At 40.0% G+C, this 19418-nt stretch carries 25 protein-coding genes; 12 read left to right on the top strand and 13 right to left on the bottom strand.

The window, feature by feature from the left end:
* Positions 1 to 168: 168 nt before the first annotated feature.
* The 4 genes from AAG807_RS15520 to AAG807_RS15505 are packed head-to-tail and all read right to left on the bottom strand — an operon-like array spanning position 169 to position 2994.
* Positions 169 to 645: an RNA methyltransferase gene (locus AAG807_RS15520; RefSeq protein WP_341905864.1), complete on the bottom strand. Its 477-nt coding sequence runs from the start codon at positions 643 to 645 to the stop codon at positions 169 to 171.
* Entirely contained in the window at positions 642 to 1619 is a 978-nt protein-coding gene (locus AAG807_RS15515) for a succinylglutamate desuccinylase/aspartoacylase family protein (RefSeq protein ID WP_341905861.1), read from the bottom strand. Before AAG807_RS15515 ends, AAG807_RS15520 begins: the two co-directional genes overlap by 4 nt.
* Positions 1620 to 1622: 3 nt before the next feature.
* Positions 1623 to 2501 (bottom strand): 30S ribosomal protein S6--L-glutamate ligase, encoded by an 879-nt coding sequence (gene rimK, locus AAG807_RS15510; protein ID WP_341905858.1) that lies wholly within the window; start codon positions 2499 to 2501, stop codon positions 1623 to 1625.
* 46 nt (positions 2502 to 2547) lie between these two features.
* Positions 2548 to 2994 carry a RimK/LysX family protein gene (locus tag AAG807_RS15505; RefSeq protein WP_341905854.1) on the bottom strand — a complete coding sequence of 149 codons (447 nt, stop codon included), beginning with the start codon at positions 2992 to 2994 and terminating at the stop codon, positions 2548 to 2550.
* Between the two features lie 176 nt (positions 2995 to 3170).
* Here AAG807_RS15505 and rplS point away from each other — a divergent pair, with 176 nt between their 5' ends.
* The 11 genes from rplS to AAG807_RS15450 all read left to right on the top strand — a co-directional run bounded on the left by rplS (position 3171) and on the right by AAG807_RS15450 (position 10690).
* On the top strand, positions 3171 to 3530 hold the full coding sequence (gene rplS / locus AAG807_RS15500) for a 50S ribosomal protein L19 (RefSeq protein WP_294858624.1): 360 nt from the start codon (positions 3171 to 3173) through the stop codon (positions 3528 to 3530).
* Between the two features lie 101 nt (positions 3531 to 3631).
* Complete coding sequence (locus AAG807_RS15495) at positions 3632 to 4414, top strand: hypothetical protein (protein ID WP_341905848.1); 783 nt, start codon at positions 3632 to 3634, stop codon at positions 4412 to 4414.
* A 143-nt stretch (positions 4415 to 4557) separates the two neighbouring features.
* Positions 4558 to 5460, top strand: a complete 903-nt coding sequence (locus tag AAG807_RS15490) for a M28 family peptidase (protein WP_341905846.1) — start codon at positions 4558 to 4560, stop codon at positions 5458 to 5460.
* 11 nt (positions 5461 to 5471) lie between these two features.
* Entirely contained in the window at positions 5472 to 5681 is a 210-nt protein-coding gene (locus AAG807_RS15485; protein ID WP_341905845.1) for a Kazal-type serine protease inhibitor, read from the top strand.
* Positions 5682 to 5775: 94 nt separating this feature from the next.
* Positions 5776 to 6177, top strand: coding sequence for a ketosteroid isomerase-related protein (locus tag AAG807_RS15480; RefSeq protein WP_341905841.1), 402 nt, complete (start codon positions 5776 to 5778; stop codon positions 6175 to 6177).
* A gap of 3 nt (positions 6178 to 6180) precedes the next feature.
* Positions 6181 to 6771, top strand: coding sequence for a GNAT family N-acetyltransferase (locus tag AAG807_RS15475; RefSeq protein ID WP_341905838.1), 591 nt, complete (start codon positions 6181 to 6183; stop codon positions 6769 to 6771).
* A complete protein-coding gene (locus tag AAG807_RS15470) occupies positions 6762 to 7697 on the top strand; it encodes a carbon-nitrogen hydrolase family protein (protein WP_341905835.1) in 936 nt (311 codons plus the stop codon). Before AAG807_RS15475 ends, AAG807_RS15470 begins: the two co-directional genes overlap by 10 nt.
* A 1-nt stretch (position 7698) precedes the next feature.
* On the top strand, positions 7699 to 8247 hold the full coding sequence (locus tag AAG807_RS15465; RefSeq protein WP_341905834.1) for an STM3941 family protein: 549 nt from the start codon (positions 7699 to 7701) through the stop codon (positions 8245 to 8247).
* Between the two features lie 60 nt (positions 8248 to 8307).
* A complete protein-coding gene (locus AAG807_RS15460) occupies positions 8308 to 8793 on the top strand; it encodes an MCE family protein (protein WP_341905831.1) in 486 nt (161 codons plus the stop codon).
* Between the two features lie 90 nt (positions 8794 to 8883).
* Positions 8884 to 10248, top strand: coding sequence for an aldehyde dehydrogenase (locus AAG807_RS15455; RefSeq protein WP_341905828.1), 1365 nt, complete (start codon positions 8884 to 8886; stop codon positions 10246 to 10248).
* Between the two features lie 145 nt (positions 10249 to 10393).
* Entirely contained in the window at positions 10394 to 10690 is a 297-nt protein-coding gene (locus AAG807_RS15450) for a hypothetical protein (protein WP_341905825.1), read from the top strand.
* Positions 10691 to 10754: 64 nt separating this feature from the next.
* Here the strand turns inward: AAG807_RS15450 and AAG807_RS15445 are convergent, their stop codons facing one another.
* The 6 genes from AAG807_RS15445 to AAG807_RS15420 form a co-directional block, all read right to left on the bottom strand.
* Positions 10755 to 11312 (bottom strand): AraC family transcriptional regulator, encoded by a 558-nt coding sequence (locus tag AAG807_RS15445; RefSeq protein WP_341905822.1) that lies wholly within the window; start codon positions 11310 to 11312, stop codon positions 10755 to 10757.
* A gap of 320 nt (positions 11313 to 11632) precedes the next feature.
* Positions 11633 to 11746 carry a lmo0937 family membrane protein gene (locus AAG807_RS15440; protein ID WP_341905819.1) on the bottom strand — a complete coding sequence of 38 codons (114 nt, stop codon included), beginning with the start codon at positions 11744 to 11746 and terminating at the stop codon, positions 11633 to 11635.
* Between the two features lie 216 nt (positions 11747 to 11962).
* Positions 11963 to 12400 (bottom strand): peptidase M23, encoded by a 438-nt coding sequence (locus AAG807_RS15435; protein ID WP_341905816.1) that lies wholly within the window; start codon positions 12398 to 12400, stop codon positions 11963 to 11965.
* Between the two features lie 265 nt (positions 12401 to 12665).
* Positions 12666 to 13016 carry a hypothetical protein gene (locus AAG807_RS15430; protein ID WP_341905815.1) on the bottom strand — a complete coding sequence of 117 codons (351 nt, stop codon included), beginning with the start codon at positions 13014 to 13016 and terminating at the stop codon, positions 12666 to 12668.
* A gap of 133 nt (positions 13017 to 13149) precedes the next feature.
* On the bottom strand, positions 13150 to 13998 hold the full coding sequence (locus AAG807_RS15425; RefSeq protein ID WP_341905812.1) for a thioredoxin family protein: 849 nt from the start codon (positions 13996 to 13998) through the stop codon (positions 13150 to 13152).
* A 131-nt stretch (positions 13999 to 14129) separates the two neighbouring features.
* The gene (locus AAG807_RS15420; protein WP_341905810.1) at positions 14130 to 14801 is read right to left on the bottom strand and encodes a hypothetical protein; all 672 of its coding nucleotides are present in this window, start codon (positions 14799 to 14801) and stop codon (positions 14130 to 14132) included.
* A 144-nt stretch (positions 14802 to 14945) separates the two neighbouring features.
* On the opposite strand from AAG807_RS15420, the gene AAG807_RS15415 reads away from it, so the two are divergent.
* Positions 14946 to 16679, top strand: coding sequence for a VWA domain-containing protein (locus AAG807_RS15415; RefSeq protein ID WP_341905808.1), 1734 nt, complete (start codon positions 14946 to 14948; stop codon positions 16677 to 16679).
* 147 nt (positions 16680 to 16826) lie between these two features.
* On the opposite strand, the gene AAG807_RS15410 is transcribed toward AAG807_RS15415, so the two are convergent.
* From AAG807_RS15410 to AAG807_RS15400, 3 genes are read right to left on the bottom strand one after another with little or no spacing between them, the layout of a single operon-like run.
* Complete coding sequence (locus AAG807_RS15410) at positions 16827 to 17534, bottom strand: hypothetical protein (protein ID WP_341905806.1); 708 nt, start codon at positions 17532 to 17534, stop codon at positions 16827 to 16829.
* Complete coding sequence (locus AAG807_RS15405; RefSeq protein ID WP_341905803.1) at positions 17534 to 18376, bottom strand: ABC transporter permease subunit; 843 nt, start codon at positions 18374 to 18376, stop codon at positions 17534 to 17536. The genes AAG807_RS15410 and AAG807_RS15405 overlap by 1 nt, the downstream gene beginning before the upstream one ends.
* Positions 18376 to 19290, bottom strand: a complete 915-nt coding sequence (locus AAG807_RS15400) for an ABC transporter ATP-binding protein (protein ID WP_341905801.1) — start codon at positions 19288 to 19290, stop codon at positions 18376 to 18378. Before AAG807_RS15400 ends, AAG807_RS15405 begins: the two co-directional genes overlap by 1 nt.
* Positions 19291 to 19418 lie beyond the last annotated feature (128 nt).

The following is a 19418-nucleotide window of genomic DNA, read 5'->3' as shown; positions in this document are numbered from 1 at the left end:
AAAGATAGGTTAACATGAACTATTTTTAACTAAAATTAAAAAAGTGAAACATGCCATTCACACAACCAAAGCTGAATTTTAAAAATAAAAACCAGTTAGTTACGAATTTAACACCTATTTGGTGTAACCAAAAAAAAACAACCTATTTAGCTAGTTCAAACTAAGATTTTACCGATGATTCGGAGGAAGATCCGGGTTCAATTTTGCCGCCCGATCATACATAACGATACTACCTGTTACGGCAACATTTAAAGATGAATTACCCGGAAGTTTGATCACTTTTCTGCATTTCGCCAAAACAGAGTCAGGAAGCCCTTGATCTTCTGATCCCAGCAGGTAAATTGCACGCTTCGGATGTTCGAAATCATGCAGGAATTCTGCATCGTCCGTTAATTCAATGGCAATCAGGTGGCAATCATACGGAATGTTTTCACACAAATCCTCCAGGGAATCGTAATGAAAATAAGGAATTCTCGCCCATGTGCGGAGCACATCAGACGATTGCTTCTTATAGCGCTTTCCTACTGTAAAAATATAGGCCGCTCCTAAAATATAGGCAGACCTCCAAAGCGTACCGATATTATGATCGGTTTTTGCATTAAATATACCGATTGCGCAGTACCCCTGAACATTTGAAGTTTTCATGATGCTGAAGCTGTGTTTTTATCCGGAACAAGTGCATTTCCGATGTGGAAAATCGCATCTCCCTTATTTACCAAAGGAGCTTCGTTGGTGCAGATAATGTAACCTTTCGAATTCGATTTGATCTTGCGCTCTGAAGAACCATAAGGATCACTTACAAACCCCAGGAGATCTCCCTTTTCAACATATTGTCCGTTTTTCACTTCCGAATGAAAAACTCCGGATTGGGGAGCTCTCAGCCATTTGGAAGATTTAATGATGATCGATTCATTTTCAGGTGGTTCCAGTTTGAAGTTTTTCATGTTAAAATGATTCAAAATACGCTGAATACCAAGCAATCCTTCTTCTACGATGGTTTCATCAATGGAGTTTGTTTTTCCACCTTCAAACAGGAGGATCTTCTTTCCCATCTTATTCAAAGCTTCCCGAACCGATTTCGAGATGTAACCTGAATGGACGATGAATGGCGGATTAAAAACAGTTGCCAGTTCCATACTGATCGGATCGGATACCAAACAGCGAACCTGTGCAATATTCGAACGCTGTGCAGAACCGGTATGAAAGTCAATGACAATATCCACATTCGGCGCAATCTGGTTCATGAATTGGTAGGCAAACTGACTTGCCAAGGAACCGTTCTTCGACCCCGGAAAACTGCGATTCAGGTCTCTTCCATCCGGCAACTCGCGTTTCAAGTTCAGGTATCCGAAAATATTGAAAACAGGCAGACAAATGATTGTTCCTGCAATTGGTTTATTCCATTTTTTGCGAATCACCCGGCGAATGATTTCCATTCCATTGATCTCGTCCCCATGCATTCCTGCCATCAGAAGGACAATTGGTCCATCCTTCAATGATCTTTCAACAAATACGGGAACCTGAACAGGTGTATGTGTGTGCAACTTCGCAACATCCATGCTTAGTTCAACACTCTGACCAGGCAGAATTTCCTTTCCTAGTATGTAGAACCTTGCCATTTTTTATCTTTTTACATTCTTTTCAATAAACGCAATAATCTTTCCGGCAATATCCACACCTGTAGCACGTTCAATCCCTTCCAATCCGGGAGATGAATTCACTTCCAACACCAAAGGTCCGCGGGAAGACTGTAACAAGTCAACTCCGGCAACTCCCAAGCCAACCGCATCTGCAGCCTTGATTGCCGTCATTTTTTCTTCTTCGGTCAATTCCAGGATGGTTGCCGTTCCACCCCGATGCAAATTGGAGCGGAATTCCCCCTCTTTTCCCTGGCGTTTCATCGCGCCAACCACTTCGCCGTCCACTACAAATGCGCGAATATCGGCACCTCCGGCCTCCTTAATGAATTCCTGAACGATCACACGTGCTTTCAAACCGTTAAACGCCTCCAAAACAGATTGGGCAGCATTCTGGTTTTCAGCCAAAACAACCCCTAACCCTTGCGTTCCCTCCAATAACTTCAATACAACGGGAGCTCCACCGGCAGATGAAACCACGTGTTCCACATTGCGGGAATAGTTGGTAAACACCGTTTTCGGAAGTCCGATCCCTTCTTTGGACAAAACCTGCAGACAACGCAGTTTATCCCTTGAATGGACAATTCCTCTGGAGCTGTTTACCGAAAAGACATTCATCATTTCAAACTGACGAACCACAGCGGTACCGTAGAAAGTGACCGATGCTCCTACACGGGGAATGACCGCGTCAAAACCCTCCAGGTATTCCGACCCGTAAAATAAGGAAGGTCCTTTTTGTTCAATTTCAATATTGCAACGCAAATGATCCACAATATGTGCTTCGTGTCCATGCTTTTCAGCTGCTTCAACCAACCGTCTGGTGGAATACAATTGTGGATTGCGTGATAAAATGGCAATTTTCATTCTTTTTCATGAAAGGCTCATCCCTTTCCTTCGATATAAACTATAGTTACTTATTCTCGTATTTGTAGGAACAATTTGTTTTGGACGTATCAATCAGGAAACGTCTGTTCAGCAATCTGCGGCCTAATAATATAGGATTTCTCAACCCTGTTCTTTCAGTTAGCGAAAATACGGTTTCATACGATTCTCCGAACAACTGAACAGTTCCTTTAACAAAAAAACGTTCTTGTGCCATTCCGTTGGAACTCTTGACGATTTTCTTTTTAAAATTACTAAAAATCACCTCCTTACCAGTGTAACCGGAAATTGCATTATCCAGGAAAACTACCCGAAGCTGCTCCTGATCATCGAATTCGATGATTTCAATGGATTGGCAATGCATCGAACTGGAATAGGCTCCCGAATCAATTTTTACGGGAACATTTTTCAATTCAAAACTGGGAAAGGAAACCAGATCTTTCCTTCCGATTATTCGCTTATTCGTCGATTCCATATTTCTCGTTATCTTTGTACAGAAGTTGTTATTCGCTAATCGAAATTAGAAAAAAAGCGATTGAGAAGAGAAAAATGGCTTCAAATAAAAAAAAGTTAGGGGAATAAATAATAAATTGAAAAATTATTCCTAATATTGCACCCCCAATTATGGGATAGTGAAAGAAAATTAGAGTCATGGATTTTATCAGAGAGCTTCAAAAAGAACTAGTAGAATTGAAAGAATTCCCAGCATTTGGCGCTGGAGATACAGTAACAGTATCATACAAAATTAAAGAGGGAAACAAAGAGCGTATTCAGCAGTTTCAAGGTGTTGTTTTACAACGTCGTGGACAAGGTACAACTGAAACGTTTACAGTTCGCAAAATGTCAGGAAACGTAGGAGTTGAGCGTATCTTCCCTATTTCTTCTCCTTTCATTGATACTATTACAGTTAACAAACGTGGAGCTGTACGTCGTGCACGTATCTTCTACTTCCGTGGTCTTACTGGTAAAGCAGCACGTATCAAGGAAAAAAGAAGCTTCTCTCACTCATAAGCCGAAGATTAAATCTCAATATATCGTCCCGACGCTCGCTCTGCGAAGTCGGGATTTTTTTATGCCCTATTCTCTGGCATTAACTTTGCTAAACCGGAATCATGAAAATAATTCCATTCATCTTACCTCTTCTTATCATTCAGGCTTGCGCGGGACAAACAGAATCCAACAAGGAACCTGTTAGAGACGCACACCAACCAAAAGCTGAACCCAATCCGATTCAGGAACTTTACGATCAATACGCGGAAAATAACGAACCAAGTGTTTCCAGCGGCACTGTGAGCAACGGTAGTCTGAAGAACGGAAAACTGTTTCCCTTTAAAGGTCCGAACTTCATTTATTTTGATTCCACAAGCTATTTGAGCAAACACGCTTTTACAAACGAAAAAGTTCATCGAACTGTTTTGTCGACATACAAGGAGTTTGAAACCATTCTCCCCCATTTTGAATTCGGACTCATGGAATGTTCCAATGAACACGGTGGTAAAATCTGGCCTCACAGAACGCATCAGAATGGATTGAGCGTTGATTTCATGTCTCCACTTCTTAAAAACGGGAGTTCTTCCATGGATTTCAACACGATCGGACTCCCGCATTACCTGATGGATTTTGATGAGAATGGAGTTTATACAGAAGACACCACCTATTCCATTGATTTCAATCTCCTGGCTAAACATCTCCTGGAATTAAATACTCAAGCGAAAAAGAACGGATTGAAAATTGAAAAAGTAATTCTGAAAATTGCCTTGAAAGACAACTTATTCGCTACTGAATACGGAAAGAAACTGAAGGCAAGTGGAATTTACTTCGCAACCAAGCTGAGTGATTTAATTGATTCGTTGCATGATGATCATTATCATGTGGACTTTACATTCGTAAACTAATTCCGAATGCCGAATTTGTAGATCAGAAGTAAAGCTTAAACCAATCACTCAATAAAACCCCAGCTTCAAGTTATTTTAGCTTCTCCTCCCATTAAACATTTTATCTTGTTGGGTGTACTTGCATCAACTCATTCAAACCCAATATGAAAATTATTCCTTTCCTTGTCCTTTTTCTTTTCGGAACCAGCTCTTACGGTCAGTCAGATACTGTCCGTATCAAAGACCTATTGACCGTGCTTACCAAAACTCCTAAACCGCGTAATCATCAGAACATTGACCAATTGAACCTGTGTGCGAAATTTATTTCCACCAATTTCAAGGAATATGCAGACACGGTTTTCTATCAAAACTATCAGATTGGCAGTCTGACGTACAAAAACGTCGTTGCACGTTTCAATCCGCAAGCGTCACAAAAGATGGTCATAGGTGCTCATTACGATGTTTGCGGCAATCAGGAAGGTGCAGACGATAATGCTTCCGGAATTGTTGGTCTACTGGAACTGGCAAGGCTTTTGAAAGGGCAACAACTCGATAAATGCATCGAATTGGTTGCATACACTTTGGAAGAACCGCCCTTTTTCAGAACGGAATACATGGGAAGTTTCATTCATGCCAAATCACTCAAAGATTCCCATGCGGATGTTGTTGGAATGATTTCTCTGGAAATGATCGGTTACTTCAATGAGGCCAAACATACCCAGGATTATCCCATTGGATTCCTGAAACTGTTTTATGGTTCCCGGGGGAATTACATCACGGTCGTCAATAAATTTGGCAAAGGAAAAGGAGCAAGGAAATTCACCAAACAAATGGACCGATTTGCCCAACTTCCCGTAAAGAAATTCAACGGTCCCAAATCCCTGACCGGTATTGATTTTTCCGACCACCTGAACTATTGGAAAATGGGCTTCAGCGCCTGTATGGTCACAGACACAGCATTTTACAGAAACAAGAATTACCATCAGAAAACAGATGAGATGGGAACCTTGAATATTTCCAAGATGGCACAAGTGATCGACGGAGTATTTTTGAGTATCTTAGCTTAAATTCATTGATTATGAAACTACTGATATTCACTTCCATTTTAGCAATGGGAACTGCTAAAAGTTGTACCAAAGAAGATTGTACTGAAAAAATCAAGGAAGATTGTATCTGCACGATGCAATACGATCCCGTTTGCGGATGCAATCAAAAAACCTATTCCAATGCTTGCACCGCTGAATGTCATGGCATTACAAAGTATGTGAAGGGGGAATGCCCAAACTAATTCAAAATGCAAAATTTTGAATTCAAAAAGAGTTAGTTGATCCAAATCACACTTCTGCTTTGTAATTTTGCATTTTTAATTTTGAATTATAAAAATGACTTCTCTAGAAACTGTTAAAGCTTATTATGACGCATTCAATTCCAGAAACTGGTCTGAGATGCTGTCCTTGGTGGACGAACACGTTATCCACGAACCTAATCAGGGGAAACCGCGCATTGGAAAAGCATTGTTTACGGATTTCATGCAAAACATGGATGCAAGTTATGCGGAAACCTTAAAGGATATCGTACTTTTTTCTTCTACTACAGAAGGACGAATTGCTGCGGAATTTGTGGTTCACGGAACGTATAAAAAAGCAGAGGAAGGTTTACCTCCTGCTCACGGACAAACATATATTCTTCCTGCAGCCGCTTTCCTGGAAGTGCAAGGGGGAAAAATAACCCGCGTTACCACTTATTATAACCTGGAATTGTGGATTGAATTAGTTTCTCAATAAAGCATGAATCAGCTGTCTCACAAATTAGCCCTTGGAGCTGAAATTGATGAATTGATCCCACAATTGGGTCAACTGCGCATTGCAGTTTTTCATGATTTCCCCTATTTATACGAAGGTTCTTTGGAATACGAACAGGATTACTTGTATGGCTACACCCAAAATCCACTGAGTATTGCTTTTGGTATTTTTGATGGTGCAAAACTCGTTGGTGCAACGATGGGAATACCCTTAAACTCGGTAGCCAAAACAACTCAACAACCTTTCATTGACAGAGGATTAAATACCGATGAGATTTTCTATTTCGGAGAAAGTATTCTTTTACCTGCCTACCGAGGTCAAGGATTAGGCCATTTGTTCTTCGATGTTCGTGAAAAACATGCATTGGAAAACGGATTCAAAGTCACGGCATTCTGTTCCGTTGTCCGACCGGAAGATCATCCTTTACACCCCGCAGATTACAGACCGAATACTGATTTTTGGAAGAAACGCGGTTATATCGAACAGAATTATTGCTGCAAGATGTCTTGGCTAGACCGAAACGAAACAGAAGAAACAGAAAAGGAACTCCTATTTTGGACCAAGGAATGGAAGTAACAATCGCCCTTGCCCAATATCCGATCACTTATCACAACTCGTTAGCAGATTGGAAAAATCACACGGAAAAGTGGATTTCCGATGCATGTAGTCAAGGCGCTCAGATTTTGACTTTTCCGGAATACGGCAGCATGGAATTGACTTCTTTGTTTTCGGAAGCTATTCAATCCGATTTGAAATTGCAGATTGTGCACCTGCAGGAACTTCTCCCCTTTTTTCTGGAAACTTTTCAGGAATTTGCACGGAAATACAGTTGTGTAATCGTTGCTCCGAGCTTTCCGGTGGCTTTAGAAGATCGAACTGTAAATCGATGTTTTGTCTTCACTGAAATGAGGCATTCGTACCAAGACAAGCATTTCATGACCCGTTTTGAAGATGAATCCTGGGGAATTTCCAGTTCGGATGGTGCTTTGCGTGTGTTCGAAACCTCTTTTGGGAAATTTGGAATACAAATCTGTTTCGATATAGAGTTTCCAATTGGCGGACATTTATTGGCCGAAGCCGGTACTGAATTCATTTTGGTTCCCTCTTGCACGGAAACACTCAAAGGCGCAACTCGGGTTCATATTGGAGCGCGCGCAAGAGCCATGGAACAACAAATCTACACAGGTGTTGCTCAAACCATTGGAGAAGCGCTTTGGTCGCCCGCAGTGGATATCAATTACGGTTACACTGCGTTCTACTCTTCTCCCGATGGCGAGTTCAACGACGAAGGAATTCTCTCAAAAGCAGAAGCACAACAAGCGGGTTGGCTCATTCAGACCTTGAATCTTACTGAAAACCAAGCAATCCGCGAAAACGGACAAGTGCTGAATTACAAACACAGTCAGCGTTTGGAGATCCGGGATGGAAATATTCATATTGAAAAAGTTAATTTGAAAGAACAAATTTTAGCTTCATTTTATCTGAAAAACGACCTAATCTAAGATGCTAGAAAATCAGGTAATTATCACGAAAAATGCTAGAAAGCAATTCTTACTTCTTTTGGGGAGTACTCTATTTGTAATTGTTTCTGTCTATATGATCAATGGGAATATTGAAAGCTCCCGTTATTCACCTGAATTCCTCTATATCATTGGAATAATCGGATTCCTGTTTTTCGGGTTAGCCGGAATTTCAATTCTTTTCAGCCTTGCAAAATTCAGTCCGGCATTAATTATTAATGAACAAGGAATCAAAAATCATTCTTCTGCCGGAAGCAGTTATTTCATTACTTGGGATAATATAAAATCTTTAAGAATCATTGCTATTAGCGGTAAGAAATTGATTGCAATCAAATTAAAAGATGATCAAAAAGTATTTGAGCAAGTAAATCTCATTACCCGTTTCTTAATGAAACTGAACAATCGTTTCTATGGTTCTCCAGCATATATCACCACTGCTATGATTGACATAAAAATCGAAACTGTATTAAAAACGATTCGAGATCAAAAACCTCGAAAGTCAGCTACTAAAAACGAGATACCATCTGATTGATCATGAAAGAACTCTTGATATCTTTTAAAACCGCTTAAATTCAGCTTAATCGATTAGTGCATGACAAAAATCCCCTACCTCCTTTTCCTATTTATCCTTTTCTCCTGCAGTTCCCCAAACAAAGAATTGACAATCACTTTTGAAAACGCTTCCGGAATAGTTGAAGGAGATCCTGTTGTATTGAATAATCAACCGATTGGAAAGGTAACCAAGGTCTCATTGGATGAACATTACAAAGTACTTGTCCATATTTACCTGAACAAAATCGACCATTTACCTCAAGATTCCAAATTTACCATTGGCGCTAAAGATCTCTTGGTACGTGCAATTGTGGTAACTCCGGGAAAATCCAAAAACCGGTTAACAAGCAGTGACCGGATTATAGGGATTCCACCCGCAAAGAACCAAATAGATTCATCGGGAACTGATTTTTTTGAGCAGTTCTTCGAGTCTAAACCTTCCGAAAATCAAGATACCATTCTGAAGGAATTGAAAGAGCTAAAACAAGAATTACGGGATCTCAAGAAACAAACCGGAATGCAGTGATTGAAACCATCTTTCTAAAAATGATTGATAATTAAGGAATTTTCCTTCAAACAGATTCCAACTTTCTCAATTTTCCATTAACTTACTCCCATGAAAGAAATCCTGGAGAAACAACGTGCATTTTTCAATTCCAACCAAACAAAGGATCTGAATTTTCGAATTGACCAGTTGCAGCGATTGAAGACGCTGTTATTGTCGAACCAGAACCGCTTGAATGAAGCTATTTATGCTGACTTCGGCAAATCTCCTTTCGAGACTTTTACCAACGAATTCGGTTTGGTTTACCTGGACATCGATGAAGCTTGCAGCAAATTGAAAAAGTGGGCAAAATGGAAGCGAGTGCGGACGAATTGGGTAAATTTTCCTGCCAAAAGCTACATCATCCCGGAACCATTGGGAGTTTCACTGGTAATTGGGGCATGGAATTATCCGTATCAGTTAGCATTGGCTCCTGTTGTTGCCGCAATCGCTGCCGGAAACACGGTCATTCTGAAACCGAGCGAACTGCCTTCCAATACGAGTAAGACGATGGCAGAACTCATCAATAACTTCTTCGATCCGGCTTTTTTTCATGTCGTAGAGGGAGGAATTGATGAAACAACGGCTTTATTGGAACAGCGTTTCGACAAGATTTTCTTTACCGGAAGTCCGAATGTAGGTCGTGTTGTCTATCAAGCCGCAGCAAAACACCTTACTCCTGTTACATTGGAACTGGGAGGGAAAAGTCCGGCGATATTCACAGAAGGTGCGAACCTGAAAATGGGAATCAAGCGTTTGATCTGGGCGAAGTTCCTAAATTCCGGTCAAACCTGTATCGCTCCCGATTATGTACTTCTTCCAAAGTCACTAAAAGCGGAATTTTTGCGTCTGGCTAAGGAAGAAATCGATGCAGCTTCCTATTCGCCTGAGAATGGAAATTACATCCGGATCATCAACGACCGGAATGTTCAGCGTCTGGCTCGTTTACTGGATCAGAACAAAGTTTATAGCGGAGGAAAGATTGATGAAGAAAGCCGGATCATTGAACCAACCCTGATACAGGATGTAACTTTTGATGATGCCATCATGCAGGAAGAGATCTTCGGTCCCTTGCTTCCGGTTCTCACCTATGATTCCATTGATGAAGCAATCCGGGAAATCAAGAAGCGGGAGAAACCTCTATCTTGCTATCTATTCACCAACGATTCGGTGCTCAAAAACAAACTTCTGAATGAACTTTCATTTGGCGGAGGCGCCGTGAATGAGTCACTCATGCACATTTCCAATAGCCGCTTGCCATTTGGCGGTGTTGGGAACAGTGGAATGGGTTCCTATCATGGTGAAGCAGGTTTCAGGGCCTTTTCACATTACAAAAGCATTATGGAGAAAAGCTCCTGGTTCGAAACTAAACTCAAATATTCGCCTTATTCCGAAGGGAAACTGAAGTGGATCAAACGGTTGATGGGAATGAAGTGAATTCAAAATTCAAAATTCAAAATAATGAATTCAAAATGGTCAAATCCGTAAATCATATAACAAATACGTCATTTCCCATAGTGCTTTTTGTTTGAATTTATGGTACCTTTCTAGGAGTGAGTCGATCAATTAAAAACGAACAGACATGAGCAAGGAAAAACCCAAAAAAACAAGCACGGAAACGGCAGAATCATTTCCCGGATACCCGGTTTATCCGGCTGGTGAAGACATTTACCGAACAGACAAGGAGGAAACGGATTTGGACCCGGAAGATCTCACTAAAAAGAAATCTTCAACCAATCCTTCGCTCGACAAGAACCTGGATGTTCCGGGCTCTGAATTGGATGATGAGATGGAAGACAACGGAAATGAAGATGAAGAGAACAATTATTACAGCTTAGGTGGTGACGATCACAATGATCTGGATGAGGACAACCAGTGAATTCAAAATGATGAATTCAAAAACTCTTAACTTTTGAATTTTGCATTCATCCTTTTGAATTTAATTAAATCATGTCCAATTCACATCTCTTGAATTTCAACTGCTTGTAAAAAGATGGGGAGAATCCAGTGATCTTTTTAAACTGATTGGATAAATGCGCTACACTACTGTAATTCATCTTATAGGAAATCTCCGTCAAATTCAGTTCATCGTATAACAGGAACTCTTTGACTCTCTCCACTCTATTCATGATGATGAATTGCTGAATGGTCATTCCTTTTTCCTTGGAGAATACATTGGACAGGTAGGTATAATCATAATTCAGTTTCTCACTGATATAATCCGAATAATTCATCTTGGGAGCTTCATCCGAATAATGAACCAGTTCAATCACCGCACCTATGATTTGTTCTATGAGGATACTTGTCCTATCTTCCAAAAGCTCCAAGCCGCAACTTGACAGATCGTTTTTCAACTTCTCACGGACATCTTCAGAAATGTTCTCACGAATCTCCACCATTCCCAACTCTATCTTTGTTGGGCGCAAGCCTAAGCCTGCCACTACCTCTTTCACGACCATCTTACACCGAAGACTTACCATGTGTTTTACAAATAACTTCAAACCCCTAAATTTTAATTAAACAATCTACTTACGCTATCGTTAAATCTTATTCCGGTTTCAAACAGTTTTTGGTAACTTATTTTTCTAAATGTATTTGCTATAAACTATGTACGCTAATGAATTAGATGTAAGATAAAGCGAATTATCCTCCCCTCAAAACTCTTTAGTTATATTTTATACTTATTTCACACTTTTCAAATTACCTATTAAAATACCGTTTAAACACAAAAAAAAAGACCATTCAACAGGGTAAACTGTCAAATGGTCTTAGCTGTAACTCGCTTATTTATTCGGAACGAATGGTTTATTCCTCGTTCCATTTATCCCCTTCTACCGGGAATAAATTGAAGGACAAGTGCTATTAATGCAATCACTAATATCAAATGAAATAAACCTCCCGTGTGGTAACCAAAGTATCCGATGGCCCAACCCAACCTATAATAACAACAATTGCTATCGTGCTTAATATTGCTCTCATGATTTCTCTTTATTACGGGTAAATACTAATTGATGATGTGTTCGTTGATCCGACATTTGATTTTTATTCCGCTTTAGTAAAAAAAGGAGTGCGCCTCGGCGGACTCCTCCAAAACCAATTTTTTAGAATAATCTATTCCAATCAATTGTCTATTGTCTATTGTCTATTTGTATTATTTCACATTGTCTTTTCCGATATCACGGAATGCCTGTCCGAGTTCACTCATATCGTTCTTGAACTCCCGTTTGAATTCCTGCCAGTTTTCCTTGTTCGTATTTTTCATCTCTTGCATACGGGCTTCCATTTCATTGTTGCGTTTTTCAAGCTCTGCGATCCGTTCATTTCTTGCACGAATGACATCTGCCCGCGCATCTATTTTTTCAGCCCGCATTTCTGCAATCTTCGCCTTATTGTCGTTGATGGTTTCCTGAATCGACTCGCGGTAACTATTGAGCTCTTCTCTATATTCCCGCTCTGCCTGATCCAGGTCTTTCTGTGCATCCTGAACATCTTCCTTGGCATTGTCCACTTTTTCTGATTTTGTTTCAGTACAGCTGGCAAGAGCGACTACTAAAACGGATAAAATCAAACGGGCTATTCTCTTTTTCATAACTATCTAGATTAACGAATGGATTTGTTTCCACTTATCACAAATATGCATGAACAGGACATATAATATCTTACATGATTTATCGAAATTGTTACATAAATCACTCAAAAAAAAACTTAACTGGAAAACTGTTATTCGGGAACAGTGGGATTCGGTTCGAGAAAAAGAGCGTCCGTTTGTAGCGAACGCTCTTCTCTTGATAGAATCTAACAGTTACTATTAATCTTGTTAACAGTAGCTATTCTGCAATCTAAACAGGAACTTTTTAAACTTCGAATCTGTTGATGATGTCAATGACCTCATCGCGCGATTTGTTCAATTTCGTTCCAATTTTGTCCAGTAATTCGTTCTCCTTACCTGGTTCGAATTTCAAATCAGTGTCGGTCAATTCCGGATGTTGTTGTTTCAATTGAGTGGATTGCTTTCCCCAATTACCCGTAATTTCGAACGGCTTCCCTTCTCTATTGGAATTGGAATCGGCGTTTGAATTTGTGTTTGAATTCATACCCGGAGTCTGATTGGAATTCGATTCGGAGTTCTGATTGCGATTTTGATCCTGATTTTGATTCGCTTCCCGATTTTCATTCGGGTTTGTGTTTTTTTCTGTTGCTGACATGACTTCTCTATTTTAATGATGATTACTCATTTGTTTCTATCACAAATGTCACCCATTAAAAGTCAAAAGGCTTTACAAAAAAACGAACGTTTTTTACACAAATCTCACCTTCAATCCGTTCAAAACAAGTAGGTTATTTTGAAAACTGAGCTTTCACATATTCCAGATAATCTGCTTGTGAAGGTAAATCGGGAACGTTGCATTTTTGAAGGTAAGGGAATACCTCCACAACCATTTTCTCCATGATTGCGAAATCATTCGCGATCTTAGCTTCCTGATAAGTTGTCATGAAATAATCATTGATCTTTCCTAAATAAGCATCCTGATTTTTCACATTTTCATCATCGCTGAGGAATTGTTTGCTCAAAGGTGATTTGTAATCATGAACCGCACTTTTAAACACCTCCAATTCCACCGGATCCTTTAAATTGAGGTTGGGGTATTTCTGATAATATTCAGCAGCGTATTTCTCCAATGAATCGTGTTCGTTTTCCTGCAAAACTTTCACGTAAGCCTTCAGGTCTTCCTGTTTCTTTTTAGATTTTTGGTAGGTCTTATTTGCTGCGAACACAGGATTCGATTCCGGATTCACAACGTCCTTTCCTTTGGATAGCAATTGTTTTGCCTGCTGACCTCCAACAACCTTTGCTACCAACTCCCCATTCGAATTAAAATACAATAAGGTCGGATATGCGCTGATGCCATATTTCCGCATCACTCCGGGACCATCATTCTTTTCTCCATCCAACTTCAGGGAAATGAAATTTGCATTGTAGTATTTAGTCACTTCCGGGTCTACGAAAGCAGTTGCAGCCATTTGTTTACAAGGTCCGCACCAAGTTGCATATACATCTACGAACAATGGCTTTTTAGCTTGTTTTGCTTTTGCCAATGCTTCTTCCAAGGTTCCGTGTTCAAAAGTGATTTGCCCGAATGAGTAAGTACTAATTAGCGCTATTATGGCAAGGAATGTCAGTTTCATCTTCTAGATTTTTTGTTGAAGTTACGAAAAGACAAATATCAAGCCAAAGAAATTTAAAATAAAGATGAAAGACCAGATACATAAGACGAAAGACCGAATCTGTCTTTCGTCTGCTGTCTTTCGTCTTAAAATTATCCCAACAAATGAACTTCCAGATCAACCAGGCGAGGTAACAGCACTTCATCTTCCAGAATTGCATGAATTGCCAAATCCTTTTCAAAGTGCTCTAATTGAGTCAAGAAAATCCGGAACGCTAAAGGTGTTTTCAATCCTTTGATGTTCTCCGTAATCTTGTTTCGAACCTTGTTCAAGTCTTCTTCCAAATTGGAATGATTCTCGAAAAACTGTTTCAAAGTGAAATTTCCGAAACGCTCCCGGTCGATGGGTTTTCCTGTTTTTTGAAATTCAAGCACCGATTCAATGTAAGGGAACAGAAATACTTCCTCGTACTGAATATGCGCAACCAGCTTCTTTTGGTAAGAAATGAAAAAGCCGCACAACATCAGCAACACATTATCCGAATTGGTTTGTTTACTGTACAAGTTATAAATGGATTGCTCGATCTCCGGAAGTTTGCTATTCAGATAAACACCGTGGGAAGTTTTGAGAGCCTGCAACAAATCCTGAATTGCTACCTGATGCAACAAGTCCTTCGGGAAATCAGTCACCCCTTCTTTTGCCAGATCAATCAACCCCTTCAACACGTCTTCTGAAGAGTTGAAAACAGGCATGTTATTCAACCGTTCTTCTAACAAACGGTCTGTCAAACTAGCTCCTGATTTCGTATTTTGCTCTTCTTTCATATCCCTTGTGAATTGTGATATTCCACTGAAACAAAAGTACAAACATGAATCGGCTGTATCAATACCGTAAATGTGGTAAAGCTCTTTTCGAATGTTAAATTTTCACTATCAGAAGTTGTATCTTAGCACTCAGTTTTTGCACAAATGAAAATCAGTATCCTTGTTCTCTTCTTTCTTCATTCTCACTGGTTATTTTCTCAGGGAAGGAATCAGCATGTGCGGGAAATGAATCACGTGGTGGAGTTGATGAATGTCTTCAGTCGCTGCAACCAAACCTGGTATTACGATGCGGTACAATTACAACATGCGCTTCATGTCAGTACTGAAAAGATCAATGAGAATTACTTTTATTGCAGTAAAACCCAACACAACGGAACGCTTTATTATTCCGGAATTGAAGTGGCTTTTCGGTTTAAAGAAATCACTCCCGATGCAAAAAATCAAATTCCAGCTTATCAATCGGATTACCTTCCCTGGCTGGAGGCAAAAGAACGGGTGCTGAATAAACTGCATCAATCCAAAAGCAGTTATGCTCCAATTGGATCCGTATTAACCAAGTACATTGCCTCTACAGATAGCTTATTCGCCACCCATACGGATTTGAACGAGTACGTTTCAGACAAGAAATTCCACTCCGACGATCAATTTCAGGAAGCAAAACGAATTTTAAGAAGCCACGACCGTTGGTTCAAGCAATGCTATCTGAACTCGCAACAACTTGATAGCGCCTTAGTGGATTATTGCAATGCCCATTATCCTCCTTTCCAAACGCATAAGGAACTGCAGCAAGGATTGCAGGAATTGAATCTCACCATGAATCTATTAACCAAGTGGGAAAGGGAATTATACCAGGAGAATCTTTCAAACAACCTGAAATATGACGCCCAACTCCGGATCTTAACTACTGAGGGACTAAAAAACGATTCGCTTTATCTTTACAAAACACGAGGATATGGTAGACCTAACAGCGGTTTCTGGTTGCATACCCGCTATCGGACATTTTACACTTCCATGCAAAGCACCATCTTTTGGTTCGCCTCCTCCAAACATGCTACCGAATCCTTTTTGAAGAAATCACAGCAAGCTTATAATGACTTTGTCAACAGTTATAATTCAATTGTGGAGGATTACAATGATTACATTGAAATTGCTGATGGATTGACTTTCAAAGAAACTTCCTCTTGCTGCCTTTCCCCTTCCGAAATAGATACCAATCAGAATGTGTTATTGATGGCTCCAAACCTACTTTGTAAATTTGAGTATGTGGAACAGGTAATTAAATCAACAGCTGCAGATTCAATGGTTTCTGACCTGAGTCCGGATGCACTTTTGATCAGTAAGGCAAAACCTCATCATCTGATCTATCTATTGGATGCTTCCTCTTCCATGAACGAATCCGGAAAATTGGCACATCTGAAGAAAAACGCCACAGATCTGGTGCAGATTCAGCGGGAATCAGACCGCATTTCCATTGTCACTTTTTCAGGTAAATCAGATGTCTTACTGCAATCCGTTTCCTGTAATCAGAAAAAGCACATTGAAGAAAAAATCGAGCGGATCCATGCTTTCGGACAGACCAACATTCAAAACGGATTTGAAACAGTAAAAACAGTTTTGGCATCCAATAAATTGGAAAAAGGAGTGAATTCGGTGTTGCTTTTGACGGACGGTGAGTTTCCTTTAAGCGATGAAACGAAAACAGTTATCAAGGAATTGAAAGCAAACGAAATCGGTATCTGCTTTGTTTACCTTGGAAAGGTATTGAACAAGAAGAACGCGAAATCAATGGAACGCATGTATGCTGAATTGGGAATCCTTTTTTACGATACAAACAAGATTGATTTGAAAGAAGCGCTGTTGAAGATAGCTACTGAATAAACCTAGACCTTATTTTTTACCGCTAAGAATGAAAAAGCGCAAAGATGTCGGTTAAACTTTTCACTCTCTGCGGTTATTATTCAACGCAAAGAAGCAACGCTTGCGCTAAAAGCTTTCGCAAAGAAGCAGAGAACGCAAAGTATTTAACTACTTCGTTTCCTTTTTCTTTTCCTTGAAGATACTATCGCTTAACCCTGTATTCACCGCATAATCCGTCAAAGTAATGGTAATCGTTCCTTTGGTTTTCGGTTTGGATTTGGTCTTTTTCTTGTCAGTAGATGTTTTATTGATATCAGCAGCAACGCTTTTGGGCATTTTGAACTTTTTCACATCAATTTCAAATTTCAACTCACTCGGCAAACCATAACTCAATTGATTTCCATACTTGAAATCCGTTTTAACGGTTCCATTGCTCTGTGTCGTAACTTGAGAACGCATAATGACCGAATTTTTCTGATCCACCCATATTTTTGCCAGGATGATCTCACCTGAACTCGAATTCGGAATGATGTTGATCAATCGGGTATCTACATCCCGAATCTTTAATGAATCTCCGAAAACTGCCGTATACTTGGATTTTTCCGATAGAAAAAGATTCAATTCGGTAAATCCTTGTTTGGGCAGAATGTTGATTCCTTTGGATTCGATCTTGAATTTATCCTTTTGCTTGAAATAGATCTTCGCCTTGGAAGGCATGATCTGGATCATCGGAATATCTGCATCGATGTATGCATTGACCGTGTAATCCTTTGCACTCGCAATTTTCGCATTGATTTTCTCGATGAGATCTTCCGGCTTTTGTCCAAAAGTGGCAAAACTCAGAGAAAACAGACTGAAAAGAAGTATTTTTTTCATTAGGATGTAATGTCTTTCTTATTAAACTTGATAATCGTAATCCCTACTAAAAGCACAATGTGAGTGAGCAGGATCACAACCGAATTCATGATCTGGTCAAAAGGAACGGGTTGTTCGAAGAAACTGCGCCAGGAAGCCATGTGGGTCGTAAACAAATACGGTTTGATGGAATCAAAAACAGATACATCCAAACTCCCGATAATCGTAAAGATGATAATGATAGCCATCGTTGCAACAATGGGTCCGATGGAATTTTCAGCAAAGGCAGACAAACAGATCGAAAGCGTTGCAACTGTCAATAAGGATAAAAAAGCTACACAGAAAGCCAATCCGAATCGCCATAGTATATCCGATTCAGGTAAAATGACCAATCCATCACTATTCAACACCATCAAATCTCCTGTTCCAAAGACCCAATGCGAAACCAATACAGATAAAATTCCAAGCCAGATGGTAATGACGAATGTATAGATTGCCCCGGCAAAGAATTTCGAAAGCACGATGTTAGTTCTTGAAATAGGTTTACTCGCCAACATGCGAATGGTTCCCATTGCCGCTTCTCCTGAAATCAAATCACCCGTCACCAACGCAATCAATAATGGAATGTGCACCACCAACATTTGCAGAATGATGAAGGCTATCAGGTTTCCGTTGACCAATTTTCCATTGAATGAAAGCGTTTGTTCAAAAGAGGCAGTCACAAAGGAAACGATGGATTCACCATCTGCTTTCATGGCAAAGATGATGATTCCAATTAAGATCGTTAAGGCTCCCAATCCCAAATAACTTCTTGGTTTCGAAAGAATTTTGATCAGCTCGTTGTATGTATTTTTTAAAAGCATCAGGACTGAATGGTTTTGATGAAATAATCTTCCAACTTCCGTTTCGGCTCAATGGAATGAAGTGCAAATCCGGCCAACACCAATTCTTTGGTCAGTTCCGGAACACGATTTTTCGATATGAATACTTCCAATTCCCTGGAAGAGATCTGGGTTATTTCCTGCGGATTAAATTTCGCCTGAAGCAATCGAACAGCTGATTCCGCTTCATCCACCTCAATCCGGACAAGTGTTTCTTCACTGTTCAGTAGTTCAGCTACCGTTCCTTCAACGATTGCTTTTCCCTGATTGATAATGACCATCCTGTTGGCAATCAATTCGATTTCGGACAATTGATGTGAAGACAACAAGATCGTCTTGTTCTGTTCATTCTTCAAGCGGAGGATCAGATTTCGTATTTCGATGATTCCTTGCGGGTCCAATCCGGTAGTAGGTTCATCCAGGATAATCAGTTCCGGATTATGCAAAAGCGTCTGTGCTATTCCCAAGCGTTGTTTCATTCCATGGGAGAATCCTTTTACCTTGTGTTTCGCCCGATCACCCAATCCAACGAAATCCAGCATTTCTAAAATCTCTTTCCTGGATACTTTCGCACCTGAAATCCGTGCAAATATCTCCAGGTTCTTTTGGGCGGAAAGGTATTTGTAGAAATCGGGTTTCTCGATGATACTTCCCACATTGGAAAGAATTTCCGATCGGTTTTTATTCAATGACTTCCCGAATAGCTCGATTTCTCCGCTATCCGGACTGATCAGTGATAACAAGCAACGGATGGTGGTACTTTTCCCTGCTCCGTTCGGTCCTAAAAACCCGAATACATCCCCTTTATTAACAGTGAAAGAGACATTTTTGACTGCTTCGAAGGAACCGAATTTCTTAGATAAATTCCGAACTTTGATAACGGTTTGTTGTTCCATAAACCTTAAACAGATTAGCTTCTTTTTCGTTCAGATCCTTACTTGAAAAAGACGTTTTAAAATTACGCATTATCCCGATTCAGAGAACAGCTATTGGTGAAAATTCGGTGAACGGTACCTTTGAAATT

This window comes from Fluviicola taffensis DSM 16823 (genome assembly GCF_943372375.1).
Lineage (GTDB): Bacteria > Bacteroidota > Bacteroidia > Flavobacteriales_D > Crocinitomicaceae > Fluviicola > Fluviicola taffensis_A.
This window is presented reverse-complemented; position numbering and strand designations above follow the sequence as displayed.